This window comes from Actinomyces haliotis (assembly GCF_015355765.1).
GTDB classification, from domain to species: Bacteria; Actinomycetota; Actinomycetes; order Actinomycetales; family Actinomycetaceae; genus Actinomyces; species Actinomyces haliotis.
The window spans coordinates 23,627-49,573 of record NZ_JACWNA010000012.1 but is presented as its reverse complement, the minus strand read 5'-3'; the positions used below and the strand labels follow the sequence as shown (position 1 = coordinate 49,573).

Annotated in this window: 23 protein-coding genes and 1 pseudogene; 20 read left to right on the top strand and 4 right to left on the bottom strand. The window is 72.5% G+C overall.

Features of this window, described 5'->3' with window-relative positions:
• The first annotated feature begins 9 nt into the window (after positions 1–9).
• From pdxS to IXW69_RS06990, 12 genes are all read left to right on the top strand, one after another.
• On the top strand, positions 10–930 hold the full coding sequence (gene pdxS, locus IXW69_RS07045; RefSeq protein WP_194785645.1) for a pyridoxal 5'-phosphate synthase lyase subunit PdxS: 921 nt from the start codon (positions 10–12) through the stop codon (positions 928–930).
• Positions 924–1,658 carry a pyridoxal 5'-phosphate synthase glutaminase subunit PdxT gene (gene pdxT, locus IXW69_RS07040; protein ID WP_194785644.1) on the top strand — a complete coding sequence of 245 codons (735 nt, stop codon included), beginning with the start codon at positions 924–926 and terminating at the stop codon, positions 1,656–1,658. The genes pdxS and pdxT overlap by 7 nt, the downstream gene beginning before the upstream one ends.
• 74 nt (positions 1,659–1,732) lie before the next feature.
• Entirely contained in the window at positions 1,733–2,320 is a 588-nt protein-coding gene (locus IXW69_RS07035) for an NUDIX hydrolase (protein WP_323745221.1), read from the top strand.
• Between the two features lie 270 nt (positions 2,321–2,590).
• On the top strand, positions 2,591–3,355 hold the full coding sequence (locus tag IXW69_RS07030; RefSeq protein ID WP_194785643.1) for a YebC/PmpR family DNA-binding transcriptional regulator: 765 nt from the start codon (positions 2,591–2,593) through the stop codon (positions 3,353–3,355).
• 198 nt (positions 3,356–3,553) lie between these two features.
• Positions 3,554–4,159, top strand: a complete 606-nt coding sequence (locus IXW69_RS07025) for a crossover junction endodeoxyribonuclease RuvC (protein ID WP_194785657.1) — start codon at positions 3,554–3,556, stop codon at positions 4,157–4,159.
• Between the two features lie 93 nt (positions 4,160–4,252).
• Positions 4,253–4,891, top strand: coding sequence for a Holliday junction branch migration protein RuvA (gene ruvA, locus IXW69_RS07020; RefSeq protein WP_194785642.1), 639 nt, complete (start codon positions 4,253–4,255; stop codon positions 4,889–4,891).
• The gene (gene ruvB, locus IXW69_RS07015; protein WP_407646545.1) at positions 4,875–5,939 is read left to right on the top strand and encodes a Holliday junction branch migration DNA helicase RuvB; all 1,065 of its coding nucleotides are present in this window, start codon (positions 4,875–4,877) and stop codon (positions 5,937–5,939) included. The genes ruvA and ruvB overlap by 17 nt, the downstream gene beginning before the upstream one ends.
• Before the next feature lie 137 nt (positions 5,940–6,076).
• Positions 6,077–6,442: a preprotein translocase subunit YajC gene (locus tag IXW69_RS07010; RefSeq protein WP_194785640.1), complete on the top strand. Its 366-nt coding sequence runs from the start codon at positions 6,077–6,079 to the stop codon at positions 6,440–6,442.
• A 73-nt stretch (positions 6,443–6,515) separates the two neighbouring features.
• Positions 6,516–8,453 carry a protein translocase subunit SecD gene (gene secD / locus IXW69_RS07005; RefSeq protein ID WP_194785639.1) on the top strand — a complete coding sequence of 646 codons (1,938 nt, stop codon included), beginning with the start codon at positions 6,516–6,518 and terminating at the stop codon, positions 8,451–8,453.
• Entirely contained in the window at positions 8,450–9,550 is a 1,101-nt protein-coding gene (secF, locus tag IXW69_RS07000) for a protein translocase subunit SecF (RefSeq protein WP_194785638.1), read from the top strand. Before secD ends, secF begins: the two co-directional genes overlap by 4 nt.
• Entirely contained in the window at positions 9,547–10,113 is a 567-nt protein-coding gene (locus IXW69_RS06995) for an adenine phosphoribosyltransferase (protein ID WP_194785637.1), read from the top strand. Before secF ends, IXW69_RS06995 begins: the two co-directional genes overlap by 4 nt.
• A gap of 226 nt (positions 10,114–10,339) precedes the next feature.
• Complete coding sequence (locus tag IXW69_RS06990; RefSeq protein ID WP_194785636.1) at positions 10,340–12,682, top strand: RelA/SpoT family protein; 2,343 nt, start codon at positions 10,340–10,342, stop codon at positions 12,680–12,682.
• Positions 12,683–12,755: 73 nt separating this feature from the next.
• Here IXW69_RS06990 and IXW69_RS06985 read toward each other — a convergent pair whose 3' ends face one another.
• The 4 genes and pseudogenes from IXW69_RS06985 to IXW69_RS12045 all read right to left on the bottom strand — a co-directional run.
• Positions 12,756–13,343 carry a hypothetical protein gene (locus tag IXW69_RS06985; RefSeq protein ID WP_194785635.1) on the bottom strand — a complete coding sequence of 196 codons (588 nt, stop codon included), beginning with the start codon at positions 13,341–13,343 and terminating at the stop codon, positions 12,756–12,758.
• Between the two features lie 185 nt (positions 13,344–13,528).
• On the bottom strand, positions 13,529–15,400 hold the full coding sequence (locus tag IXW69_RS06980) for a DUF349 domain-containing protein (protein WP_323745220.1): 1,872 nt from the start codon (positions 15,398–15,400) through the stop codon (positions 13,529–13,531).
• Between the two features lie 256 nt (positions 15,401–15,656).
• Positions 15,657–15,848, bottom strand: a complete 192-nt coding sequence (locus tag IXW69_RS06975; RefSeq protein ID WP_194785661.1) for a hypothetical protein — start codon at positions 15,846–15,848, stop codon at positions 15,657–15,659.
• A gap of 44 nt (positions 15,849–15,892) precedes the next feature.
• Positions 15,893–16,015: pseudogene (locus IXW69_RS12045) on the bottom strand (transglutaminase-like domain-containing protein); the annotation flags it as partial.
• A 160-nt stretch (positions 16,016–16,175) separates the two neighbouring features.
• On the opposite strand from IXW69_RS12045, the gene IXW69_RS12040 reads away from it, so the two are divergent.
• The 8 genes from IXW69_RS12040 (at position 16,176) to fdhD (ending at position 25,922) form a co-directional block, all read left to right on the top strand.
• Positions 16,176–17,981 (top strand): circularly permuted type 2 ATP-grasp protein, encoded by a 1,806-nt coding sequence (locus IXW69_RS12040; protein ID WP_194785634.1) that lies wholly within the window; start codon positions 16,176–16,178, stop codon positions 17,979–17,981.
• Entirely contained in the window at positions 17,978–18,229 is a 252-nt protein-coding gene (locus IXW69_RS06965) for a transglutaminase N-terminal domain-containing protein (protein WP_194785633.1), read from the top strand. The genes IXW69_RS12040 and IXW69_RS06965 overlap by 4 nt, the downstream gene beginning before the upstream one ends.
• Positions 18,196–18,876, top strand: coding sequence for a transglutaminase-like domain-containing protein (locus tag IXW69_RS12195; RefSeq protein WP_407646544.1), 681 nt, complete (start codon positions 18,196–18,198; stop codon positions 18,874–18,876). The genes IXW69_RS06965 and IXW69_RS12195 overlap by 34 nt, the downstream gene beginning before the upstream one ends.
• A gap of 170 nt (positions 18,877–19,046) precedes the next feature.
• Complete coding sequence (fdh, locus tag IXW69_RS06955) at positions 19,047–22,400, top strand: formate dehydrogenase (RefSeq protein WP_194785631.1); 3,354 nt, start codon at positions 19,047–19,049, stop codon at positions 22,398–22,400.
• Positions 22,397–23,461: a 4Fe-4S dicluster domain-containing protein gene (locus tag IXW69_RS06950; protein WP_194785630.1), complete on the top strand. Its 1,065-nt coding sequence runs from the start codon at positions 22,397–22,399 to the stop codon at positions 23,459–23,461. Before fdh ends, IXW69_RS06950 begins: the two co-directional genes overlap by 4 nt.
• Positions 23,458–24,540, top strand: a complete 1,083-nt coding sequence (nrfD, locus tag IXW69_RS06945) for an NrfD/PsrC family molybdoenzyme membrane anchor subunit (RefSeq protein ID WP_194785629.1) — start codon at positions 23,458–23,460, stop codon at positions 24,538–24,540. Before IXW69_RS06950 ends, nrfD begins: the two co-directional genes overlap by 4 nt.
• Before the next feature lie 117 nt (positions 24,541–24,657).
• Positions 24,658–25,071, top strand: a complete 414-nt coding sequence (locus IXW69_RS06940) for a DUF6457 domain-containing protein (protein ID WP_194785628.1) — start codon at positions 24,658–24,660, stop codon at positions 25,069–25,071.
• On the top strand, positions 25,068–25,922 hold the full coding sequence (gene fdhD / locus IXW69_RS06935) for a formate dehydrogenase accessory sulfurtransferase FdhD (RefSeq protein ID WP_194785627.1): 855 nt from the start codon (positions 25,068–25,070) through the stop codon (positions 25,920–25,922). Before IXW69_RS06940 ends, fdhD begins: the two co-directional genes overlap by 4 nt.
• Positions 25,923–25,947: the final 25 nt, after the last annotated feature.

The following is a 25,947-nucleotide window of genomic DNA, read 5'->3' as shown; positions in this document are numbered from 1 at the left end:
GCACCACGCATGACTGAGACGCCCACCAGCGACACTCCGCAGACCGCGTCCACCACCGGCACCCCCACGGTCAAGCGAGGGATGGCCGACATGCTCAAGGGCGGCGTCATCATGGACGTCGTCACCCCCGAGCAGGCCCGTATCGCCGAGGACGCCGGCGCGGTCGCCGTCATGGCGCTCGAGCGCGTCCCCGCCGACATCCGGGCCCAGGGGGGCGTCGCCCGCATGAGCGACCCGGACCTCATCCAGGGCATCATCGACACCGTCTCGATCCCGGTCATGGCCAAGGCCCGCATCGGCCACTTCGTCGAGGCTCAGGTCCTCGAGTCGCTCGGCGTCGACTACATCGACGAGTCCGAGGTCCTCACGCCCGCCGACTACTCCCACCACATCGACAAGCACGCGTTCACCGTCCCCTTCGTCTGCGGAGCGACCAACCTCGGGGAGGCGCTGCGCCGCATCACCGAGGGTGCCGCGATGATCCGCTCCAAGGGCGAGGCGGGCACGGGCGACGTCTCCAACGCCGTCATCCACATGCGCACGATCCGCGACGAGATCCGTCGTCTCACCTCGCTGCCCGAGGACGAGCTCTACCTCGCGGCGAAGGAGCTCGGTGCGCCCTACCCGCTCGTCGCCGAGGTCGCGCGCACCGGCTCCCTGCCCGTCGTCCTCTTCACCGCGGGCGGCATCGCCACACCGGCGGACGCCGCGATGATGATGCAGATGGGCGCCGAGGGCGTCTTCGTCGGCTCGGGCATCTTCAAGTCGGGCGACCCCGCCAAGCGCGCCGCCGCGATCGTGCGCGCCACGGCCCAGTTCGACGACCCCGCCGTCATCACGGAGGTGTCGCGGGGCCTGGGCGAGGCCATGGTCGGGATCAACGTCGACGACGTCCCCGTCCCGCACCGCCTCGCCGAGCGCGGATGGTGAGCGCGGCCCAGCCGGGCCGTCGCGTCACGGTGGCCCGCCACCCGCGGTCCCTGTTCCCTGAGACGAGCGGGGGCGCGGACGGCCCGGTCGTCGGTGTCCTCGCCCTCCAGGGCGACGTGCGCGAGCACGGCCTCCACCTCGGTGCCGTGGGTGCCCGCCCCGTCGCCGTGCGCTCGGCCCGTGACCTCGAGACCCTCGACGGCCTCATCATCCCGGGCGGCGAGTCCACCGTCATGGAGAAGCTCCTCGCCTCCTTCGGCATGCGCGAGCCGCTGAGGCGGCTCGTCGAGGACGGCCTGCCCGTCTACGGCTCGTGCGCGGGGATGATCCTGCTCGCGGACCGCATCGAGAACCCTGCGCCCGGGCAGCACGGCCTCGGCGGCCTGGACGTCACCGTGCGGCGCAACGCCTTCGGCCGCCAGGTCGACTCCTACGAGGAGGACCTGCTCGCGCCCGCGCTCGGCGCTGACGAGTCGCACCCGCTGCACGCGGTCTTCATCCGGGCCCCGTGGATCGACGACGTCGGCGAGGGTGTCGAGGTCCTCGCGCGGACGCGATCCGGACGCGCGGGAGGCGCCGACGCAGCCACCCCGGCCCCCACCGGATCGGGTCGTGCCGTCGCGGTCCGACAGGGCCGTCTCCTCGCCACCTCCTTCCACCCGGAGATGGACGCGGACCACCGGGTCCACGCCGCATTCGTCCAGATGGTTCGGGACGCGGCCTCGTGAGGGAGGCTCCCGCTGACGCCGGTCGGCCTGGTCGGCCTGGTCGGCTGACCGAGGACGGCCGGGATCCTGTGCGCGTGCCCGAGAACTGGCGCCAGCTCCTCGATCCGACGGAGTGGCGTCTCAACGCCGAGGGGCTGCCTGCCCGGCGAGCCGCCCGGGTCATCGCCCTCAGGCGGGAGCCCGAGCCCGCGATCCTCCTCGTCACCGGCCACGACTTCGGAGACTCCGACCACTGGTGGGCCTTCACGCCCGGCGGCGGCATCATGCCGGGGGAGGAGCCTCGGGAGGCCGCCGTCCGCGAGATGCGCGAGGAGACCGGCGTCGTCCTCGCACCCGCCGAGCTCGTCGGCCCCGTCGTGCGCCGCTCGAGCCGCTTCATCTTCAACCTCGTCACGGCGCGCCAGAACGAGGAGATGTTCCTCGTGGTCCTCGATCCCCACCGGACGGAGGCCAGCGAGGGCGCCGACGGGGAGATGGACCGCTCGGGCTGGACCGACCTCGAGCAGGAGGTCCTCGACTCACTGCGCTGGTGGCGCCTGGACGAGCTCGAGGACGCGGCCGCCAACGGCACGACGGTCTACCCGGAGGCGCTTCCCGGACTCGCTCGCGAGCTGCTGCGCGGCTGGGACGGCGTCGTCCGCGAGATCCTCGAGGAGGACTGAGCCTGCGGCCGTCGGCCGACGTCGAGGCGGTGCCGGCTCGGACCCGCTCCGAGGGACGCGGCCCCGACCGAGCCCACGCCCAGGAGGGGTCTCACGGCTCGGCGGGCGAGATCCTCGCCACGTCCAGGCGTCGTGGCGCACTCGCTCCTGGGGGAGCGGCGCGCCCCGGCGCTAGGATGGCGGAGGCTCGCCGTGGGCCTGTACCGCCCCTCACCCGGGGCCGGGCGCGGCACCGCGGCCCTCACCTGACTTCGACACCCAGGAGGACACATGTCGGGACACTCCAAGTGGGCGACCACCAAGCACAAGAAGGCCGCGATCGACGCCAAGCGCGGCAAGCTCTTCGCGCGCCTCATCAAGAACATCGAGGTCGCTGCCCGCACCGGCGGCGGTGACCCCGCCGGCAACCCGACCCTCTTCGACGCCATCCAGAAGGCCAAGAAGAACTCCGTTCCCGCCGACAACATCACCCGCGCCGTCAAGCGCGGCAGCGGCGAGGAGGCCGGTGGCGCCGACTGGCAGACCATCATGTACGAGGGCTACGGCCCCGCCGGCGTTGCCTTCCTCGTCGAGTGCCTCACCGACAACCGCAACCGCGCCGCCTCGGACGTCCGCGTCGCCTTCACCCGCACCGGCGGCAACCTCGCCGACCCGGGCTCCGTCGCCTACAACTTCGAGCGCAAGGGCGTCGTCGAGATCGCCAAGGCCGAAGGCATCGACGAGGACACCATCCTCATGGCCGTCCTCGACGCCGGCGCCGAGGAGGTCGTCGAGGGCGCTGAGTCCTTCGAGGTCATCTCCGAGCCCTCCGACCTCATCGCCGTGCGCAACGCCGTCACGGAGAACGGCATGGAGTACGACTCCGCCGAGTCGCAGTTCGTCGCAGGCACCAAGGTCGAGGTCGACCTCGAGGGCGCCCGCAAGGTCATGCGCCTCATCGACGCGCTCGAGGACCTCGACGACGTCCAGAACGTCTACACCTCCGTCGACATCTCCGCCGAGGTCGCGGCCGAGCTCGACGAGGACGAGGACTGAGCCGCACCGGCTCGTACGGTCCCGCCGCCTGCCACCGCGGGTGACGGGGCCGTTACCGTACCCGGGCTCCGCTCCTTTTTTCATCCTCCCCCCCCGGCCGGCGCCTGCCCCACGAGCACCGTTCCGACCAGCACGAGAGACGAGACCACCGCCGTGCGCTCCACCCAGGCCGTCGTCGCCCAGCAGCGCGTCCTCGGGATCGACCCCGGGCTCACGCGCTGCGGCTTCGGCTGCGTCGACATCGACCCGCGGCGACGCGCCAGGCTCGTCGAGGTCGGGGTCGTCCGGACCCCGCCCTCCCAGAGCCCCGAGCTGCGTCTCCTCGCCATCGCCGACGCGCTCGAGGACTGGATCGCGCGTCTCGGTCCCACGAGCGTCTCGGTCGAGCGCGTCTTCGCCCAGGACAACCTGCGCTCCGTCATCGGCGTCGCCCAGGTCATGGGCGTCGTCATGGTCGCCGGCGCCCGCGCCGGCCTCGAGGTCGCCCAGCACACCCCGAGCGAGGCGAAGGCCGCCGTCACCGGGTCGGGAACGGCTGACAAGCCCCAGGTGCAGATGATGGTGCAGCGCATCCTCGGCCTCGACGCACCGCCCAAGCCCGCTGACGCCGCCGACGCCCTCGCCCAGGCCATCTGCCACGGCTGGCGCGGCGGCGGCACCGGCGTCGACGGCGGCACCGAGATGGTCTCCGCCGGCGGCTCGGTCCGGGCCTCGGCGCGCACCCCGGCCCAGAAGCAGTGGGCGCAGGCCCAGGCGTCCGCCCGGCGCTACGGCGCCGTCGACCCGCGTCGTGCGCGGCACTGAGCCGGGCTGCTGCTAGGGTCTGAACGTCTGTTCGAACGCGCTGCGGCGCGACGAGGCCGCGGCTCCCCGCCCGGCACGAGGAGGAGCCCACCCGTGATCGCGTCACTGCGCGGCACCGTCACCTCCGTCTCCCTGACCGGCGCGGTCATCGAGGTCGGCGGAGTCGGCGTGAGCGTCCTGGCCACGCCGACCACCCTGGCATCGCTGCGCGTGGGGGAGGAGACGTCCCTCGCCACCGAGCTCATCGTCCGGGAGGACTCCCTCACCCTCTACGGCTTCGCCGACGCTGACGAGCGCGACTGCTTCCGCGTGCTGCTCGGAGCCAAGGGCGTCGGTGCCAAGCTCGCGCTCGCCATGCTCGCCGTCCACACCCCTGACGCGCTGCGGCGCGCCGTCGCCGGCCAGGACGTGGCCGCACTCAAGCGCGTCCCCGGCCTCGGTCCCAAGGGCGCGCAGCGCGTCATCATCGACGTGGGCGACAAGCTGGGGCCCGTCACGGGTGCTGGCGCGCCGCTCGCACCCGGTGGGCCCGAGGGGCCGGTGACCGGCGGCGTCCAGGCGAACCCCGACGTGGTCGCCGCCCTGGTCCAGCTCGGCTGGAACGAGGCCGCGGCCACCCAGGCCGTCGCGGCGGTCGAGGCCGACGCGGCAGAGGACGACGGTGCCGCCCTGACCGTCCCGGAGCTCCTGCGCGCGTCGCTGCGCTGGCTGGGAGGTGGCCGCCGTGGCTGAGGACAGCGGGTACGGATCCTACGGGCCGGCGGGGGACCGCCTCGTGGGCGGGGGAGCGGACGACACCGAGCGTGCCGCCGAGGCCGCGCTGCGTCCGAAGCGCCTCGAGGACTTCGTGGGGCAGGAGGTCGTGCGCGGTCAGCTCTCCGTGGTCCTGCGCGCCGCGATCGCGCGTGGCGCCACCCCGGACCACGTGCTGCTCTCGGGGCCGCCCGGACTCGGCAAGACGACCCTCGCCATGATCATCGCCAACGAGGTCGACGGCTCACTCCGGCTCACGTCCGGCCCGGCCATCCAGCACGCCGGCGACCTCGCGGCCATCCTGTCGTCCCTCGAGGAGGGCGACGTTCTCTTCATCGACGAGATCCACCGCCTCGCGCGCACCGCCGAGGAGATGCTCTACCTCGCGATGGAGGACTACCGCGTCGACGTCGTCGTGGGCAAGGGGCCCGGGGCGACGTCGATCCCGCTGACGCTCCCTCCCTTCACCGTCGTTGGCGCAACGACTCGTGCGGGTCTCCTGCCCGCGCCGCTGCGCGACCGCTTCGGCTTCACCGGCCACCTCGAGTACTACGGTCCGCACGATCTCTCGCGCATCATCTCTCGCTCGGCCGGGCTCCTCGGCGTCGACCTGGACCCTGAGGCCGCCACGGAGCTCGCTCGCCGCTCGCGGGGCACGCCGCGCATCGCGAACCGCCTCCTGCGCCGTGTCCAGGACTGGGCCGAGGTGCACGGCACGCCCGGGCACCTCGACCTCGCCGCCGCCCGCGGAGCGCTCGAGGTCTTCGAGGTCGACGCCCTCGGGCTCGACCGCCTCGACCGCTCCGTCCTCGAGGCGCTGTGCACCCGCTTCCGCGGCGGCCCGGTCGGTCTCACGACCCTCGCCGTCAGCGTCGGCGAGGAGCCGGAGACCATCGAGACGGTCGCCGAGCCGTACCTGTTCCGCGAGGGCCTCCTCGTGCGCACGCCGCGCGGCCGCGCCGCGACGCCCGCCGCCTACGCCCACCTCGGGCTCGAGCCGCCGGAGGGCGAGGCCTACCTCGGCTGAGGAGCGCGAGTCACACCCCGAGACGTGACGCGCCTCCCGCCTCCCGCGCCGCCTCCCGCGCGGAGGCGTGGCCTAGACTCGCCGCGGCCCCTCGTGCTCCACGGGGTGGCGCCCCTCAACGATTCGGAGTCCGCACCATGCTCGCCGCCCTTGTCGTCATGCTCCTGGCGTTCTGGCTCATGTCCCACTTCGCGCGCAAGCAGCAGCAGAAGATGCAGGCCGAGCAGGAGCGGCGGACCGAGGAGGCGATGGTCCCCGGAACGTGGGTGCGGACCCGCGCCGGGTTCTACGGAACGGTGGTCGAGGTCGACGGCGACGTCGTCACCCTCGCGACGCCGCTCGGCGACGAGTCCCTGTGGGCCAAGAGCGCCGTCGTCGGCGCCGAGGAGCCGCCCTTCGCCTCCAGCACCGCGGCCGAGGACGCCGTCGTCGACGCCGAGGGCCTCGCCGCCGACGAGCCCGTCGCCACCGAGCCCGAGGAAGGGTCCGGGACGCACGCCTGAGCGCCGTGCCGGGCAGGACCGCCGTCGTCCCGCCCTCGACGACCCTCCCCACGACATCCTGAGAAGAGACCGCGTGTCCACCAAGCAGATCAAGAAGCCGGGACGACGACTCCTGGTGCTCCTCCTCGTCATCGCCCTCGGGTACGGCGCCCTCGTCGCCGGCGTGGCGACGCACCGCACCTCGATGACTCCGGGCCTCGCGCTCGACCTCGAGGGCGGCACGCAGATCATCCTCACCCCGACGACCACCGACGGATCGAAGATCACCGACGAGGACGTCACGCAGGCCATCGAGATCATCCGGCAGCGCGTCGACGCCTCCGGAGTCTCAGAGGCCCAGATCTCCCGGCAGGGCGGCCAGAACATCGTCGTCTCGCTGCCCGGTCACCCGAGCGAGCAGACTCTCGAGCTCGTCCGCAACTCCGCGGTCCTCTACTTCCGGCCCGTCATCCGGATCATCCAGGGCTCCGCCCAGGCCATCGCCTCCTCGTACAACGCCCAGGTGAAGGCCGCCGCCACGGCGAGCGCCTCCGCCTCCGCCCCGAGCGCAGCGGCAAGCCCGAGCGCCGCGGCGACCCAGCCGGCCACCATCACGCCGACGGAGGTCGCCTCGTCCTACGCGGACGTCAACGGCGACGGCAAGATCAGCGATGACCCGCTGGAGTCCACGAGCGACGACAACTCCTCGGACAAGTGGATCACCGAGAAGATGATCTACGACGCCTACATGACGGACTGCACCGCCAAGAAGAACCTCACCGGCCAGTCCCAGGACCCGAGGAAGGCCGTCATCTCCTGCGCCAAGGACGGCTCCGGCGCCACCTACATCCTCGGCCCGGCGGACATCTCCGGCACCGACATCGCCAGCGCGGCCTCCGGCCTCGAGACGACCAGCCAGGGCCAGACGACGAACAACTGGGTCGTCTCCATCGAGTTCGACAAGAAGGGCACGAAGGAGTTCGCCGCCGTCTCCAAGCGACTCCTCGCCTACCGCGACTCCGCCAAGAGCTCGAGCTCGTCCTCCAGCTCGTCGACGACGACCTCGACCGACTCGCAGAAGGCCGAGTTCGCCATCGTCCTGGACGGCCTGACGATCATGGCCTCCGGCTTCAACTCGGACGTCACCACCCCGATCACCAACGGCAAGGTCCAGATCTCCGGCAACTTCAAGCAGGCCGAGGCCAACACGCTGGCCAACCAGCTCTCCTTCGGCTCCCTGCCGCTCACCTTCACGGTCCAGTCCGAGCAGCAGATCTCCGCGACGCTGGGCACCGAGCAGCTGCGCAACGGCCTCATCGCCGGCCTCGTCGGATTCATCCTCATCATCCTCTACCTGGCGTGGCAGTACCGCGGTCTCGCAGTCGTCGCCGTCGCCTCGCTGCTCGTCGCCGCCGGCATCACCTACCTGGCGATCGCGCTGCTCAGCTGGACGATGGGCTACCGCCTGTCCCTCGCGGGCGTCGCCGGCCTCATCATCTCCATCGGCATCACGATGGACTCCTTCATCATCTACTTCGAGCGCATCCGCGACGAGGTCCGCCACGGACGCACCCTCTCCGCGGCCGTGGACGAGGGCTGGAAGCACGCCCGCCAGACGATCATCGTCTCCGACGCCGTCAACCTCGTCGCCGCCGTCGTGCTCTACTTCCTCGCCGTCGGAGGCGTCCAGGGCTTCGCCTTCACCCTCGGCGTCACCACCGTCGTCGACCTCATCGTCATCATGGCCTTCACCCACCCGATGATGGCCTGGATCCTGCGCTTCCCCTTCTTCGGGCAGGGGCACCGCCTGTCCGGCCTCGACCCCGAGCACCTCGGCGCACGCAACCGCTCCGCCTACGGCAAGGGCCGTGAGGCCGCCGTCGCCGCGGTCGGCGAGTCGCTCGCGCGCCGCAAGGCCCGAGCCCGCCAGGAGACGGAGCCCGCCGCCCACGGCGCGCACGCCGTGACCGCGCAGAAGGCGGACGGCGCCGTCGACCCGCAGGCCACGAGCCGAAAGGAGGGCCAGGAGTGAAGTCCCTCGCCCAGCTCGGCAACGAGCTCTACTCCGGACGCACCTCCGTCCCCTTCGTCCCGAAGCGGCGGATCTGGTACACCATCGCCGTTCTCGTCATCGCGGCCTCAGCCATCCTCGTGTGGAAGCCGGGCCTCAACCCCGGCATCGACTTCAAGGGCGGCTCCGAGGTCACCATCACCGGCCTCGCCAGCCCGTCCGAGTCACCGGCCAACAAGGTGCTCAAGGACGAGGGCGTCGACGCCGCCTCCGTGACGACCATGGGATCCTCCGCGGTCCGCATCCAGACCACCACGCTGGAGAAGAAGGACCTCGACAACCTCACCGCGGCTCTCACGAAGGCCTACAAGGTCGACGACAGCGACGTCTCCGCGACGTCGATCGGCCCGACCTGGTCGAGCGACGTCACGAGCAAGGCGATCCGCGGCCTCGTCATCTTCTTCCTGCTCGTCGGCGCCCTCATCTGGGCCTACTTCCGGACCTGGAAGATGGCGGTGGCGGCTCTCCTGGCCCTCGTGCACGACATCGTCATCACGGTCGGCGTCTACGCCGCCAGCGGCTTCGAGGTCACGCCCGCCACGATCATCGGCGTGCTCACGATCCTCGGCTACTCCCTCTACGACACGGTCGTCGTCTTCGACAAGATCCGTGAGAACACCGACGGCTACCAGTCCCAGACGCGCTCCACCTACGCCGAGCTCGCCAACCTGGCCGTCAACCAGACCTTCATCCGCTCGATCAACACCTCGATCGTCGGTGTCCTGCCCGTCGCCTCGCTCCTCGTGGTCGGCGCCTTCATCCTCGGTGCGGGCACCCTGCGCGACATCGCCCTCACGCTGTTCATCGGCATGATCGCGGGCACCCTGTCCTCGATCTTCCTCGCCACCCCGCTCCTCGTCGACCTCCGGGGCCGTGAGAAGGGCGTGCGCGAGCAGGCCGAGCGAGTCGCCTACGCGCGCGCCCAGCGCGCCGACGCCGTCGCGAGCGACCCGGCGGCGGCGTCCGCCGTCACCCCGGAGCCCGTCGCCTCCCCCCTGACCCCCGGGCACCATCTCGGTGCCGCCGCACAGCCCAAGAGAAGGAAGAAGCGGTCATGACCCAGTCGAACGAGCTCCCGGACGCGCTGCCCGTGTCCCTGCAGCGCATCGTCCTGGACAACCTCCGCGAGCAGCAGGACTTTCCGGAGCCGGGCATCCTGTTCCGCGACATCACCCCGCTGCTGGCCAACGGCCCCGTCTTCGCCACCTTCATCGACGAGCTGGCCTCCCACTACCGCGGGCGCATCGACGCCGTCGCCGGCCTCGAGTCGCGCGGCTTCATCCTCGCGGCGCCCCTCGCCGTCCGTCTCGGCGTCGGCATGATCACGGTGCGCAAGGCCGGCAAGCTCCCGCCGCCGGTCATCGGCGTCGACTACGCCCTCGAGTACGGCACGGCCCGCATGGAGCTGCGACCCGACGACGTCCGCGAGGGCGACCGCGTCCTCGTCATCGACGACGTTCTCGCGACCGGTGGCACGGCCGCCGCGTCGATCGAGCTCATCGAGTCCGCCGGGGCGAAGGTCGTCGCCACCTGCGTCCTGCTCGAGCTCGGCGCCCTGGGCGGCCGCGAGAAGCTGCCCGGCCGCCAGGTCGACGCCGTCGTCAGCTTCGAGTCCGCCTGAGGCTCAGTCCCAGACCGTCACGCGAGCCCCGGCCCCACCGGCCGGGGCTCGCGCACCGTCGCCCGCGGTCGCGGTCGCGGGCGGGGGCGGCCGGGACGGACAGGGCGGACCGGCCTGACCGTCCGCCGCGCCGTCGGCCGCGCTCGCGCCGAGCCGGGTCCCGCCCTGAGGGGCCGAGACGCGGAAGCAACCAGAAGGTAAGGGCCGTCACGGCTATGATCCGAGCATGACGGAGACGAAGAGCAGTGCAGGCACCGGCGACGCCACGGTCGTCCCGGGCTCCCGCGTGAGGAGCAGGCTCGCGTGGTTCGGCTCCCGCGGCCACTCCACCCCACCCGCCATCGAGCCCCTGCTTCGGGCCCTGCGTGCCAACCACCCGAAGGCGGACACGAGCCTCATCGTGCGTGCCTACGAGGTCGCGCAGAGGGCCCACGCGGGCCAGCGCCGCAAGTCGGGCGAGCCCTACATCACGCACCCCGTCGCCGTGGCCACGATCCTGGCCGAGCTCGGCATGACGCCCCAGACCCTCGCCGCCGCCCTCCTCCACGACACCGTCGAGGACACGGACTACACGCTCGACAACCTTCGCGCCGACTTCGGTGACGAGATCGCGCTGCTCGTCGACGGCGTCACCAAGCTCGACAAGCTCCAGTACGGCGAGGCCGCCCAGGCCGAGACCGTCCGCAAGATGATCATCGCGATGTCCAAGGACATCCGCGTGCTCGTCATCAAGCTCGGCGACCGCCTTCACAACGCGCGCACGTGGAAGTACGTCTCCGCCGAGAACGCTGCCCGCAAGGCCAAGGAGACCCTCGAGATCTACGCGCCGCTGGCGCACCGCCTCGGCATGAACACGATCAAGTGGGAGCTCGAGGACCGCTCCTTCAAGGCGCTCTACCCGGGCGTCTACGAGGAGATCGAGCACATGGTCGCGGAGCGCGCCCCCGCACGCGAGGAGTACCTGCGCCAGGTGCGCCTCCAGATCGAGGAGGACCTGCGGGTCAACCACGTCAAGGGCGTCGTCACCGGCAGACCGAAGCACTACTACTCGATCTACCAGAAGATGATCGTGCGGGGGAAGGACTTCGACGACATCTACGACCTCGTCGCCGTGCGCGTCATCGTCGACACCATCCAGGACTGCTACGCCGTCCTCGGCTCGCTGCACTCGCGCTGGACCCCGATGTCCGGCCGCTTCAAGGACTACATCGCCGTCCCCAAGTTCAACCTCTACCAGTCGCTGCACACGACGGTCGTCGGCCCGGGCGGCAAGCCCGTCGAGATCCAGATCCGCACCCACGAGATGCACCGGATGGCGGAGTACGGCGTGGCGGCCCACTGGAAGTACAAGGAGGACCCGAACGCCACCGGGCCGAGTCCCGCGGGCGGCAAGGTCGTCGAGCGGGACTCCGGGGAGATGGCCTGGCTGCGCCAGCTCGTCGACTGGCAGAAGGAGACGCAGGACCCGGCCGAGTTCCTCGACTCGCTGCGCTACGAGATGGCCGGCACCCAGGTCTACGTCTTCACCCCGAAGGGCGACGTCATGGCCCTGCCCGCCGGATCGACACCGGTCGACTTCGCCTACGCCGTCCACACCGAGGTCGGGCACCGCACGGTCGGTGCCCGCGTCAACGGGCGGCTCGTGCCCCTCGACACCCCGCTCGAGAACGGTGACACGGTCGAGGTCTTCACCTCCAAGGCGCAGGGGGCGGGCCCCAGCCGGGACTGGCTCGCCTTCGTCGGGTCGACGCGAGCCCGCAACAAGATCAAGGGCTGGTTCTCGCGCGAGCGCCGTGAGGAGGCCATCGAGGAGGGCAAGGGCGCCATCGCGCGGGCGATGCGCAAGAAGGACCTTCCCATCCAGCGCCTCATGAACCACGAGTCGCTCACCGACGTCGCCAAGACCCTCGACAAGGGCGACATCGACGGCCTCTACGCCGCCGTCGGAGAGGGGCACGTCTCCGCGGCCCACGTCGTCGACACCCTCGTCGCCGCACTCGGCGGGGAGGCGGGCACCGAGGAGACCCTCGCGGAGGGGGTCCTGCCGACCAGGGCCGCGGCGAACCGGGCGCGTGCCCGTCAGGGTGACGGCGGCGTCGTCGTCGACGGCATGGACGAAGGCGACGTCTACGTCAAGCTGGCCCGCTGCTGCACCCCGATGCCCGGCGACCCGATCGTCGGGTTCATCACGCGCGGCTCCGGCATCTCGGTGCACCGGGCCGACTGCCAGAACGTCGAGCAGCTCGAGACGGAGCCCGAGCGGCTCATCGGCGTGCGCTGGGCCAGCCACGCCCAGAGCGCCTTCCTCGTCCAGCTGGAGGTCGAGGCGTTGGACCGCGGCGGGCTCCTCGCCGACATCACACGAGCCTTCGCCGACAACCACGTCAACCTCATGAGCGCGAACACGGCGACGAGCCGGCACCGCGTGGCCACGATGCGCTTCGTCGTCGAGCTCGCCGAGGCCAGTCACCTCGACCACACGCTCGCCGCCCTGCGCAGGATCGACGGCGTCTTCGAGGCGCACCGCACCTCCGCGGGGGGCGCCAGGCGGAGCGGTACCCGGCCCTGAGGAGAGCCCCGCCGGGGCCGGGCGTGGTGCCGGGCGGGCACGTGGGGCGCGGTGGCCAGGGCGGCGGACGCCCTCAGACGAGGCTCATGATGAGACCGCGCGCTCGTGGGCGGCCGCGCGCGCAGGAACCGCGACAGCGCTCGAGCGCGATGAGGAGACTGGTCCTGGACTCTCCGAGGTCGCGGGCCCGCAGCAGGGCCTCGACGGCGACCGCCGGCGGTGCCGTACGGGCGACGTCGCAGGCCGCCCGCGCCGGTGAGACGCAGCGAAGCCCTCCGAGCACGACGACGTCCTCGGCCGTGAGCACCTCCCTGCGCAGATGGACGCGGCGCGACCCGCCCGAGCGCGAGGGCGAGCAGACCTCGAGCCTCTCGGCCGGCGGGCGGCGCCCGTCGTGGACCCAGAGGGCCGTCAGATCGGTGAGGGCGCCGTCGGGCGGCACCAGCTCCGCGACGCACCCGGCTCGTGTCCCGGGGGTGCGCAGGAGGTCCCGGGGTACTGCCAGACCGGCCACCCGCTCGATGAGCGCGCGGTCCAGGTCAGGCACGCGCAGGACGGCGAGCTCGTCGTCGTCGAGGACGGTCGTCGCGGGTGAGGATGCCGGCCGAATGAGGCGGTGCATGACACGCGGAGCCGGAACACGAGGCGGTGACGGGAGCATGGCCCGATGGTGCCAGGGGCTGCGCAGGTCCCGCGAGACGCCGCCCTCGGCCTGTGGACGGAGACCGAACGGGGCTCAGGGCGCTGTGCGCCGGGGCGGGGATGGCACGGACACGACGACGCCGGGTCCCGCGTGACGCGGGACCCGGCGCCGGTGCGCACCGCCGCGCGGGCGGGGGCAGCGTGTCAGGCGCGGGCGGACCGGCGGACCTGGTCGAGCCAGGCGCGGCGCGCGGTCAGCGCGGCCTCGGCCTCGGCGATCCGCTTGTCGTCGCCGGCGGATCGGGCGGCCTCGAGGTCCTTCTCCAGCTCGGAGATCGAGTCCTCGAGCTGACCGGCCAGGCCCTCGGCGCGAGCCTTGGTCTCCGGGTCGGTCCGGCGCCACTCGGCGTTCTCCGCCTCGCGGATGGCGTCCTCGACGGCGCGCATGCGGCCCTCGATCCGACGCACCGCGTTGCGCGGCACGCGACCGGCCTCCTCCCACGCGTCCTGGATGGGGCGAATGGCCTTCTTGGCGGCCTTGACGTCCTTGATGGGCAAGAGGGCCTCCGCCTTCTCGACGAGGGCCTCCTTGACCTTGAGGTTCTCGGCGAACTCGGCGTCGACGGCCTCGTCCTTGGCACGTCGGGCGTCGAAGAAGACCTGCTGCGCGGCGCGGAAACGGGCCCACAGGGCGTCGTCCTCCTTGCGGGAGGTGCGCCCGGCCTTCTTCCACTCGTCCATGAGCCCGCGGTACTTGGCGGAGGTGCCGCCCCAGTCCGTGGAGTCCTGGAGCTCCTCGGCGCGCTTGATGAGCGCCTCCTTGGCGGCCTTGACCTGCGACTGCTTGGCGTCGAGCTCGCTGAAGAACTGGCGGCGGTGGCGGTCGAAGGTCGTGCGGGCGTGGCTGAAGCGCTTCCACAGGCCGTCCTCGGTGGGGCGGTCCAGGCGCGGGCCACGGCGCTGGGCGCCCTTCCACTGCTCGAGCAGCTCACGGAGCTCGGCCCCGGAGTTCTTCCACTGCGTGCGTGCCGGGTCCTGGGCCGCGATGGCCTCGGCGCGCTCAACGATCGCGGTGCGGTCCTTGACGGCCTGCTCCTTCGCCGCGGCGCGCTCGGCGGTGACGGCCTCTCGGCGCTCGGCGGCGACGCCCTTGAGGGCGGCGAAGCGCGCGCGCAGGCCCTCGAGGTCGCCGACCGCGGCCGGCTCGACGAGCGACTCCTCGAGGGTCTTGATCGTCGAGTCGATCTCGCGGACGCTCAGCTGCGGCAGGCGCGTCGCGAAGAGGTCGACGGAGGACTTGAGGTCGAGGAAGCGGCGCACGTAGAAGGCCATGGCCTCGGCGATCGGGGCGTCGGGGAACTGACCCACCTCGCGCTCGGCGCCGTTGTCCTGGACGAAGACTCGTCCCTCGCCGTCGACGCGGCCCCACTTGGCGGCGTCGAGCGCCTCCTCGGGGTCGACCTCGGGCTCCGTCGGGACGGCGGCCTGGGCCGGCGCCGGGACGGCGGCGGGGGTGGGAGCCGGGACGGCGGCGGGGGTGGGAGCCGGGACCGGCTCGGACGGGGCGTCGGAGGGCTCGCCCTCGGTCGGGTCCTGGGTGCCCTCGCCGTGGCTGGCGGCGCCCTGCGCGGCGGTGGCGAGCGCCTCGGTGGTGGACCGCGCGGCGTGCGAGGCGGAGGCCTCCTGGGCGGAGTCGGCCTGGGCCGAGGAGGGCTCCTCGAGGGTGTCCGTGGCGGCGGGCGCCGGGGCGTCCTCGCGGTCGGCGGCCTCGGCGTTGGCCCTGGCGGCCTCCCGGACCTCGGCCTCGAGGCGGTCCTCGACCTCGCCGCCGTTCTCGGGGGCGGCGAAGGACTCGTCGGTTGCGGGGACGCGGCTCGGCTTGGCCGCGTCCCCCTCAGCTTTTCCCGAGGGGTCCGCGCTCTCGGTCGCGGGGTTGGCCTGCTCGGCGCGCTCGTGCTCGCTCGCGGCGCGCTCGGCGGCGGAGGGAGTGGGGTCGGAGCCGGAGTGGCCCTGCTGCTGGTCATCGGACGTGGAGGTGGGCGTCAGCTCGGCGTCGGGCTGGGTCTGCTCGGACACGATGTGCTCCTTCATGTGTTGACGGGGCGGGGTCGGGAGGACCGACCCGTTCCGTTCGCGCCCGGCCGGGGCCGGGTGGTGGTGGTCCGCCGCGGAGGCGGCGGTCCTTCGAGCCTACCCGCCGCGGAGGGTCGTGGCGCGGGGCGTCCACGGGCAGCTGTCGCGTTGCGCGTGCGGCGTAGCGCCCGGCCGGGCTGGGGCGGAACGTGCCGGCCGAGCCCGCGGAACGTGCCCGCCGGGCAGTCCCCCGAGGCGCTCAGCGCAGCCGGACGAGACGGTCGAGGTCATCATCCGGAAGGGCGGGGTCGATGACGGCGCTCACCTCCGGTGCCCCGAGGTCGACGGCACCCGAGGAGACGGTGAGGAAGGCGGTGTCCGAGGCGTCCCCCCCGTCGCGATGCGCAGGAGGGAGCGGCGCGGTGCGAGCGCCGTCGCGTCGACGACGCACCAGCTGCCCTCGACGAGGGCCTCGGCCACCGCGTGGAAGTCCATCGGGTCGAGGCCCGGCGCGTAGACGCTGACCGGCCGGGCCGGTACCCCGAGCGCTCGCAGAAGCGCCACCGTCAGGTGGGCGAAGTCGCGGCACACGCCGTGCCGCGCCAGAAGCGTGCGCACGGCGCCGTCAGTGGGCCGCGAGGATCCGGGCACGTAGGCGAGCCGGCTGCCCCACCCAGGAGGAGACGGCGTCGAGGAGCGCCTCGCCCGTCGGTCCCTCAAAGGCCGCGGCGGCGGTCGGGGCGAGCGTGTCGGACTCGCAGTAGCGTGACGGCAGCCGGTGGACGACGCGGTCGCGGGCCAGGGCGGTGGCGTCCTCGGCGTCCTCGACCGCTGGCAGGGCCCCGCGGACCTTGGCCTCGTCAACCACCTCGATGCCGCCGACGGGCGCCTCGCTGACGATGCGGAGGCGGGTCCCGGCCTCGGTCCGCACCTCCGTGCACGGCAGGGGGCTGCCGTCGACCGTGACGGTGAGCGTCTCGGTGATCGGGCAGCCCGCCTCTCCGAGGTCGGGACCCGTCGCGGGCGCCGCGAGGGCGACGGAGAGCACGAGCTCGGCCGGTGCCGTGACGCGGCCCGCTCGGGGCGCGTCACCCTGGCCAACGCCGTCGGCAACGGCGTCGCCGACGACAAGCTCGTCTACACCTACGTCCCGGACCTCATCCGCTACTACCTCGGTGAGGAGCCGATCCTGCCGAGCGTCGACACGTGGAGGCTCGGCGAGCCCGAGCACCGCGAGGAGGTCATGGACCGCCTCGACGAGCTCGTCCTCAAGCCCGTCGACGGTTGCGGCGGCAAGGGCACCGTCATCGGCCCGTCCGCCACCCCCGCCGAGCTCGACGCGCTCCGGGCCAGGATCCTCGAGGACCCGCGCAGCTGGATCGCCCAGCTCGTCGTCCAGCTCACCGCGGTCCCGACGGTCCGCGGCGGGCGCCCCGCCCCGCGCCACGACCGTCGAGGTGCGGCCGCAGGCCCACTACTCCGAGCACGCCCACCGACCGCCCCAGGAGCAGCAGCAACAGCAGCAGCAGACCGGGGGCGCTCACGCCGCTCCCGCCGCCGCCGAGGCTGCTCACGCCCAACCGCAGCAGGTCACCGATCAGCAGATCGCCCCGTGCTGAGCCGCATCGCGGAGTCCCTCTACTGGATCGGGCGCTACGTCCAGCGCGCCGAGGACACGTGCCGCCTCCTGGACGTGCACCTCCAGCTCATGGTCGAGGATCCGACGGCGGACCTCGAGGTCTCCGCCGCCTCCCTCCTCGCCGTCCTGGGGCTGCCTCCCGAGGAGGAGTGCCTCACCACGGCCGGCCTCCTCGCCCGCCTCAAGGACGACCCGGACTGCCCGGGATCGTTTTCCGCCTCGCTCCGCAACGCGCGTGAGGCCGCCCGCCGGCTTCGTGAGACCGTCCCGCCCGAGGCCTGGGAGCCCCTCAACACGACCTGGAACGAGATCCGCACGGGCGAGGTCGCCAGCACGCGGCCCACCGCCTCTCTCACGTACCTGCGCCAGTCGTGCGCGGTCATCGCCGGCATCGCGGACGACACCATGCGCCACGACGAGGGCTGGCAGCTCCTCCGTCTGGGGCGCTGCCTGGAGCAGTTCGACATGTCGGTCCGGCTCCTCATGTGGACCCTCCGCACCCAGGACGCCACCAACGTCTGGTCCAACGCCCTGCGCGCCGCCGGAGCGATGCACGACTTCCGGTGGGCACGGGGCGCCACGACCGAGCCGGGCGAGGCCGCGCAGCTCCTCCTCATGGACCCATTCTTCCCACGATCCGTCGTCCACTCCCTCGCGCAGGCCGCGGACGCGCTCGCGGCCCTCGACCCCGGCGGCTGGCCCGACGGTCCTCGCACCGCGGCCGAGCGGGCGCTCGGACGCGCCCGCTCCGAGCTCGAGTTCCTCGCCCCCGAGGAGGTGCTCACGGACCTGGCGTCCCGCCTCGAGGACCTCCAGCTCGTGTGCGAGCGCGCGAGCGAGGTCGTCGCCGAGCGCTACTTCTCCGGTGCCGCGGCCCCGAGGTGGAGCGAGGGCTCCTCCGACGAGGCACCCACGACCGCCCAGACGAAGGGATCGCCCGCATGACCACCACGCTGCGCGTCGTCCACACGACCGGCTACCGCTACGAGGGGCGCGCGACGGGCTCGATCAACGAGGCCCGGATGATCTCGCGCGCCGACGCCGAGCAGTCGGTCCTGTCCTCCCGCATCGAGATCACCCCGACGGCGTGGACCCACCGCTACACCGACTACTTCGGCACCGGCGTGGTCGCCTTCGAGATCCACGAGCCCCCGAGGAGATGCGGCTGGTCGCGACCCCGACCGTCGACGTGACGCGACCGCCTCCCCAGGGCACCGCCGCGGGGGAGGGGTTCTGCTGGGCGGAGCTCGAGACGGACGAGCTGCGCGGCCGCCTGACCGAGTACCTCACCATGAGACCGCTCGTGGAGCCCGCGGCGGACCTGGGGACCCTCGCGGTCGAGGCGCGAGCCGGCGCCGCCGGTCCCCGCGAGCTCGTCGACGCCCTCCTGGGCGCGGTGACCGGGCACGTCTCACACGTCCCCGGCTCCACCGACGTCACCACCCGCGCCGCCCAGGCCTGGGAGGTCGGATCCGGCGTGTGCCAGGACCTCTCCCACGTCCTCATCGGTGCTCTGCGCGCCGCCGGCGTCCCCGCCCGCTCCGGGTCGGGCTACCTCGGCCCCGGCTGGCGAGCGCCCCGGCGGGCACGGTGGCCACGGGCCAGTCCCACGCCTGGGTCGAGGCCTGGCTGGGCCGCTGGGTGCCGCTCGACCGACGAACCCCGCGCCCGTCCTCGAGGAGCACGTGGCTGCCGGGCACGGTCGGGACTACGCGGACGTCGCACCGCTGCGCGGCGCCTTCACCGGCGCACCCGCCGAGTCGATGTTCGTCGACGTCGTCGTCACCAGGCTGCGGCGAGAGGACCCCGCGCGCACAAACGCGCAGTCGCCGTCACCTAAAGACGTGCCCTCCGGCGCGGCCCGTGCGCCGGCGCGTCGCGATTTTCCGCGCGGTACCGGGGCTCGCCGCGCCGACGCCCTCCGAGCGCGCCGACGGCGGATCGACGTCCTACCTTCGGCCTACCCGGGCCCTCCCGCCCGGGCCACCACCTGCGCACCCGGAGGCACCCATGGCGAAGCTGCCGACCCTGCTCGACTGGCCCGTCGTCCGACAGGTCACGAGCGGAGACTTCCTCGGACGCGGCAAGGCCGTCACCTCGCCCACCACCCGCGGCATCGAGGCACGCACCGTCACCGCCGACCGGGTCGTGCGCTCCGTGTGCCCGTACTGCGCCGTCGGCTGCGGCCAGCTCATCTACGTCAAGGACGAGAAGATCATCCAGATCGAGGGCGACCCCGAGTCCCCGATCAGCCGCGGGCGCCTCTGCCCCAAGGGCTCCGCCTCCGAGCAGCTCGTCAACTCGCCGACCCGCATCTCCACGGTCCGCTACCGCCGCCCCTACTCCACCGAGTGGGAGGACCTCGACCAGGACACCGCCATCGACATGATCGCGGACCGCTACATCGACACCCGCCGTCGCACCTGGGAGGAGTCCGACGGCGAGCACGAGAACCTCCACCGCACCCTCGGCATCGCCCACCTGGGCGGAGCAGCTCTCGACAATGAGGAGAACTACCTCATGAAGAAGCTGTACACCGCCTCCGGCGTCATCCAGGTCGAGAACCAGGCGCGCATCTGCCACTCCGCCACCGTCCCCGGCCTCACCGGCTCCTTCGGGCGCGGCGGCTCCACCCTGTCCCTGCAGGACATCGCCAACGCCGACCTCATCATCGTCGAGGGCTCGAACTTCGCCGAGGCCCACCCGGTGGGCTTCCAGTGGGTCACCGAGGCGAAGCTCCGCGGCGCGAGGCTCATCCACATCGACCCCCGCTTCTCCCGCACGAGCGCCCAGGCCGACAAGCACATCCCGATCCGCACCGGGAGCGACGTCGCCCTCCTCGGCGCCGTCATCAACAAGATCCTCACCGACGAGCTCTGGTTCAAGGACTACGTCCTCACCTTCACCAACGCCACGAGCGTCGTCTCCGAGCGGTACGCCGACGCCGAGGACCTCGACGGGCTCTTCTCCGGCTACGACGAGGAGACCGGGACCTACGACGTCTCGACCTGGGAGTACGAGGAGTCCGACGACGCCCCGGCCTCCGCCGGAGACGGCGTGGGCGCGCCCGACCCCGCCAACGACCCGGGCGACGTCCCCGGCACGAGCCACCACGAGTCCTTCGGCGCCGGCGGCCCGGCTCTCGCCCACTCGCGCATCAAGACCGACCCGACGCTCCAGAACCCCCGCTGCGTGCTCAACCTGCTGCGGAAGCACTACGCGCGCTACACGCCCGAGCTCGTCCAGGAGGTCTGCGGTATCAGCCGCGAGGACCTCGACTACCTCGTCGACGCGATCGTCGAGAACTCCGGCCGCGAGCGCACGACCACCTTCTGCTACGCGCTCGGCTGGACCCAGCACACCGGCGGCGCCCAGATGATCCGCGCCGCCGGCATCCTCCAGCTCCTCATGGGCAACATGGGGCGTCCCGGCGGCGGCATCATGGGCCTGCGCGGCCACACCTCCATCCAGGGGTCCACCGACATCCCGACCCTCTTCCACATCCTGCCCGGCTACCTGCCCATGCCGGTGGCGGGGAAGTCCGAGACCCTCGAGCAGTACCTCGGCGGTATCTCCTCCAAGGAGCAGAAGGGCAACTGGGCGGGCGCCGACGCCTACGTCGTCAGCCTCCTCAAGGCCTGGTGGGGCGAGAGCGCCCAGCCGGACAACGAGTTCCACTTCGGGGACCTGCCCCGCCTCACCGGTGCGCACGGCACCTACCAGACGGTCCTGCGCATGATGGACGGCGGTGTCGAGGGCTACTTCGTCCTCGGTCAGAACCCCGCCGTCGCCCAGGCCCACGCCCGCATCCAGCGCAAGGCCCTCGCCGAGCTCAAGTGGCTCGTCGTGCGCGACCTGCGCGAGACCGAGACCTCGAACTTCTGGAAGGACGCCCCGGAGATCGAGACGGGCGAGCTCGTCACCGAGGAGATCGGCACCGAGGTCTTCCTCATGCCCGCGGCCTCCCACGCGGAAAAGTGCGGCACCTTCACCAACACCCACCGGCTCGTCCAGTGGCGCCACAAGGCCGCCCAGGCCCCCGGCGTCGGCATGAGCGACCTGCAGTTCTACTACCTGCTCGGCAAGCGCATCCAGGAGAAGCTCGCTGGCTCCACGGACCCCCGCGACCGCCTCCTGCTCGACATGACCTGGGACTACCCGACCGACGACGAGGGCGAGATCGTCCCCGAGTCCGTCCTCGCGGAGATCAACGGCTACTTCCTCGACGGCGAGCACAAGGGGCACACGCTGAACGGCTACGCCGACCTCAAGGCCGACGGCTCGACGTCCTCGGGCTGCTGGCTCTACACGGGCGTCTACGCGGGCGACCACAACCACGCCGCCGACCGCCCCGACCGCAAGGACCAGGACGGACCCCTCGCCCACAACTGGGCCTGGGCCTGGCCCGCCAACAACCGCATCATGTACAACCGCGCCTCCGCCGACGCCGAGGGGCGCCCCTGGTCGGAGCGCAAGAAGCTCGTCTGGTGGGACGAGGAGTCGGGCCGTTGGACCGGCGACGACGTCCCGGACTTCCCGGTGACCAAGGCCCCGGACTACGTCGCGCCCGAGGGCGTGCACGGCACCGCGGGCCTCGCCGGCACGGACGCCTTCACGGCCCAGGCGGACGGCAAGGCGTGGCTCTTCAGCCCCCGCGGCCTCGTGGACGGCCCCTTCCCGACGCACTACGAGCCGCAGGAGTCGCCGGTGGGCAACCCCCTGTACGACCTCCAGGCGAACCCGACGCGTGAGACCTTCACCCGCGAGGACAACCTCTTCGCGCCCTCGGCCGGCCAGCCCGGCGCCGAGGTCTTCCCCTACGTCCTCACAACGTACCGGCTCACGGAGCACTACACGGCGGGCGGCATGACCCGCACCCTGCCGTACCTCGCCGAGCTCCAGCCCTCGATGTTCTGCGAGCTGGACAAGGAGCTCGCCGCCGAGAAGGGCCTGGAGAACGGCGGCTGGGCGACCATCGTCTCCCCGCGCGGCGCCATCGAGGCGCGCGTCCTCGTCACCGACCGCTTCACGCCGCTCACCGTTGGCGGGCGCACGATCCACCAGATCGGCATGCCCTTCCACTGGGGCAACGGGCGCACCTCCATCACGAAGGGCGACTCCGCCAACGACCTGCTCGGCATCGTCCTCGACGCGAACACGCACATCCAGGACTCCAAGTCCCTCACCGTGGACGTGATCCCCGGCCGCCGTCCCACCGGCACGGCCCGCCTCGACCTCGTCCGCGAGTACCAGCAGCGAGCCGGCCTCGTCCCCGAGACGGCCCAGGACCCGCTGAACAGCCTCACCACCGACGGCGAGGAGCGCCTCGCCACCGCCGCCACCGAGTCCGGGAGCAGGGCATGAGCATCTTCAGGAACCAGCTGAGCGGACCGACCGACCCGCTCCACGACGCGAACTACGGCGTCGAGACCAAGCGCAAGGGCTTCTTCACCGACACCTCCATCTGCATAGGCTGCAAGGCCTGCGAGGTGGCCTGCAAGGAGTGGAACCGCGTGCCGGCCCGCCAGGAGCACGAGCACGGGAACACCTTCTCCGGCAACTCCTTCGACAACAGCTACCACCTCGGCGCCAACCAGTGGCGCCACGTCGCCTTCGTCGAGCAGACGAGTGAGCAGATCGCGGCCGCGAGGCGCTCCGGCGTCGTCGCCCTCGGCATGCCGAGCGTCCGCAAGCAGGGCGAGGGCCTTCCCGGTGGCTCCGTCAGCGGGACCGCCACCACGACGACGGCGCCCGCCGACCCGACGGCGCCCGGCTCCGGGCTCGCCGACGGCGACCCGCAGGGGCTGCCCGCCGTGCGCTGGCTCATGAGCTCGGACGTGTGCAAGCACTGCACCCACGCCGCCTGCCTCGACGTGTGCCCCACCGGCGCGCTCTTCCGCTCCGAGTTCGGCAGCGTCGTCGTCCAGCCCGACGTGTGCAACGGCTGCGGCTACTGCGTCGCCGCCTGCCCCTTCGGCGTGATCGACCGCCGTGAGAAGGGCACGATCACCATCGGCGACGTCTCCACGCCGATCCCGAACGGCGGCGTCGCCCAGAAGTGCACCCTGTGCTACGACCGCCTCAAGGACGGGCAGACGCCGGCCTGCGCCAAGAACTGCCCGACGGAGTCCATCCACTTCGGCGACCACGACGAGATGGTCCGCATGGCCCGCGAGCGCCTCGCCGAGCTCCACGCCCAGGGTCACACCGAGGCCCGCCTCTACGGGGCCAACCCCGACGACGGCGTCGGCGGCACCGGCAGCGTCTTCCTCCTCATGGACGAGCCGGAGGCCTACGGCCTTCCGCCGGACCCAGAGGTCACCACCGCCGACATCGCGTCGATGTTCACCCACGCGGGCGTCGCCGGCACCGCCATGATCGCCACCGCCCTCGGCATGTTCGTCCTCAACGGGAGGCAGAAGTGACCGTCACCGACCTCGACTCCGTCCGCCCGCCCGAGCCGCCCCGCGACGGTCGTCGGCGCCGCCGCTCCGGCTCCGGTCCGAAGGTCGGGAAGGACTGGGTGGTCCCCGCCGCCGAGTTCACCTCTTACTACGGCCAGAACATCGTCAAGCCGGCACCGTGGGAGGAGGCCATCGCCATCTACCTCTGGGCGGGCGGCATGGCCGCCGGCTCCGGGCTCGTCGGCGCCGGCGCGGACATCACGCACCGCCACGGCCTGCGTCGCAACGCCCGCATCGCGGGCCTCGTCAGCCTTGGCGTGGGCGGCACCGCGCTCATCGTCGACCTCGGCCGGCCCGAGCGCTTCCTCAACATGATGCGCACCGCGAAGCTCACGAGCCCCATGAGCGTCGGCTCGTGGATCCTCGTCGGCTTCTCGGGCTTCACCGGGGGAGCGGCCGCCCTCGAGATCATCCAGCCCTTCCTGCCGCGCGAGTCCTGGTGGCGCGAGCTCGTCGACGTCGCCAGCATCTTCGCCTCCGCCGGCGCCGCCTTCTTCGCGCCCCCGCTCGCCGCCTACACGGCCGTCCTCTTCTCCGACACGGCCACGCCGCTGTGGCACCAGGCCTACCGCGAGATGCCCTTCCTCTTCGTCGCCTCCGGGCAGGGGGCCGGCTGCGGCCTCAACATGGTCCTCGGCTCCGCCGACGAGATGCGACCGGTCCGCCAGCTCGCCTCCGTTGCCGCCGCCTGCGACCTGGCCGCGGACGCCGCCATGGAGCGCCGCCTCGGTGAGGAGGGACAGCCGCTCCACGAGGGCCGTGCCGGTCGCCTCCACAAGGCCGCCAAGGTCCTCACCGCCGTCGGCGGGGTCACGGCAGCCTTCGCGGGGCGCAACCGGGCGCTCAACGTCCTCGCGGGAGCCTCGCTCGTCGCCGGCTCCGCCTGCACCCGCTTCTCCATCTACTACGCCGGCCTGGAGAGCGCGAAGGACCCCGTGTACACGGTGCGGCCCCAGCGGCGCCGCTTCGCCGAGAAGCTCGCCCAGGGGCGCTCCGTCACCGAGCCGGGCGGCGACTGGCCCGAGTACTCCATCCGCTGACACGCCCCCGTGCCGCGAGCGACCGGCTGGGCGCTCAGCGTCCGCCCGCTCACGCCGCAGGCGAGCGCAGCGGACGACCGCACCCACCACCGCCCCACCAGGGCACTGAGGAGAACCATGCCGAAGCACGTCGACGACCCCGAGACCACGCGCCGCACGCAGGCCTTCACCGACCTGCTGTGCACCGAGCTCGGGATCCACCACGCGCTCGCCGAGGCCGTGACCTCCCCGGTGCTCGCCACCGTCGGGCAGGTCGCCCACGGCTCCGCCCGCCCCGCCGGCGCGCTGTCCGCCTTTCTCGCCGGCGTCGCGCTCGGACGCGAGGCCGGCGCCTCCGGGCAGGAGGGCCCGAGCGAGGAGCAGGTCCGCGCGACCCTCACCCGCGTGCGCGAGACCGTCCGTCGCTTCGAGGAGCAGGAGGCGGGGGCCGCCGGTGGGAGCGCGGTCGGACGGGCCGACGATGAGGCTCCCGGCTCGGGCGCTGACGGTGTCGGCCGGACCGTGCCGGGCGCCGACGAGGGCCGCGCATGAGCCGTATCACCGCCCGACGCCGCGTCACCGCCGTCGACGCCACCCACCCGGGCGGCGTCGGCCGTATCGACACCGTCGCCATGGAGGAGCCCCTCGAGATCCGCCTCGGCGGCGCCCCCTACACGGTCACCATGCGCACCCCGGGCCACGACGTCGAGCTCGCCCAGGGGCTGCTCAACGCCGAGGGCATCATCACCCGGCTTGAGGACGTCGCCACCGCCCGCTACTGCGCCGGCAGCGTCATGGACGACGAGACAGGCCAGCCCGCCAACACCTACAACGTCCTCGACATCCGGCTCGCGGCCGGCGTCGTCGTCCCAGCGGGGCGCGTGCGCCGCGCCGTCACCTCCTCCGCCTGCGGCGTGTGCGGCACGGAGTCGATCGACCTCCTGCGCACCCAGACCCGCTTCGACCTCGCCGCCGACGACGTGCGCGTGCGCGCCGAGACGCTGCTCGCCATGCCCGACGCTCTGCGTGAGGCCCAGAAGGTCTTCTCAGCCACCGGCGGCCTCCACGGGGTCGCGCTGTTCACGGCCCAGGGCGAGATGCTCGTGGCCCGCGAGGACGTCGGCCGCCACAACGCCACCGACAAGGTCATCGGGTGGGCGATGCAGCACGGCCGCTACCCGGCAACCGGCTGCGTCCTGTTCGTCTCGGGGCGCACGAGCTTCGAGCTCGCCCAGAAGGCGGCCATGGCGGGCGTCCCGGTCCTCGCCGGGATCAGCGCGCCCTCCAGCCTCGCCGTCGACGTCGCCGAGGAGCTCGGCATCACCCTCGCCGGCTTCGTGCGCGGGGACCGGATGAACCTCTACGCCCACCCCGAGCGGATCGTCCTGCCCGAGTCCTCCTGAGACCCCGCGCCCAGGAGCACCGCCG

Bases quoted from the DNA above. Each gene is read 5' to 3' on its own strand.
- IXW69_RS12195 (WP_407646544.1), top strand. From the start codon at position 18,196: ATGCGGCTGGTCGCGACCCCGACCGTCGACGTGACGCGACCGCCTCCC.
- IXW69_RS06950 (WP_194785630.1), top strand. From the start codon at position 22,397: ATGAGCATCTTCAGGAACCAGCTGAGCGGACCGACCGACCCGCTCCAC.
- IXW69_RS06965 (WP_194785633.1), top strand. From the start codon at position 17,978: ATGACCACCACGCTGCGCGTCGTCCACACGACCGGCTACCGCTACGAG.
- IXW69_RS06985 (WP_194785635.1), bottom strand. From the start codon at position 13,343: ATGCTCCCGTCACCGCCTCGTGTTCCGGCTCCGCGTGTCATGCACCGC.
- pdxT (WP_194785644.1), top strand. From the start codon at position 924: ATGGTGAGCGCGGCCCAGCCGGGCCGTCGCGTCACGGTGGCCCGCCAC.
- IXW69_RS07030 (WP_194785643.1), top strand. From the start codon at position 2,591: ATGTCGGGACACTCCAAGTGGGCGACCACCAAGCACAAGAAGGCCGCG.
- fdh (WP_194785631.1), top strand. From the start codon at position 19,047: ATGGCGAAGCTGCCGACCCTGCTCGACTGGCCCGTCGTCCGACAGGTC.
- IXW69_RS07010 (WP_194785640.1), top strand. From the start codon at position 6,077: ATGCTCGCCGCCCTTGTCGTCATGCTCCTGGCGTTCTGGCTCATGTCC.
- IXW69_RS06940 (WP_194785628.1), top strand. From the start codon at position 24,658: ATGCCGAAGCACGTCGACGACCCCGAGACCACGCGCCGCACGCAGGCC.
- IXW69_RS06990 (WP_194785636.1), top strand. From the start codon at position 10,340: ATGACGGAGACGAAGAGCAGTGCAGGCACCGGCGACGCCACGGTCGTC.
- IXW69_RS06995 (WP_194785637.1), top strand. From the start codon at position 9,547: ATGACCCAGTCGAACGAGCTCCCGGACGCGCTGCCCGTGTCCCTGCAG.
- pdxS (WP_194785645.1), top strand. From the start codon at position 10: ATGACTGAGACGCCCACCAGCGACACTCCGCAGACCGCGTCCACCACC.
- fdhD (WP_194785627.1), top strand. From the start codon at position 25,068: ATGAGCCGTATCACCGCCCGACGCCGCGTCACCGCCGTCGACGCCACC.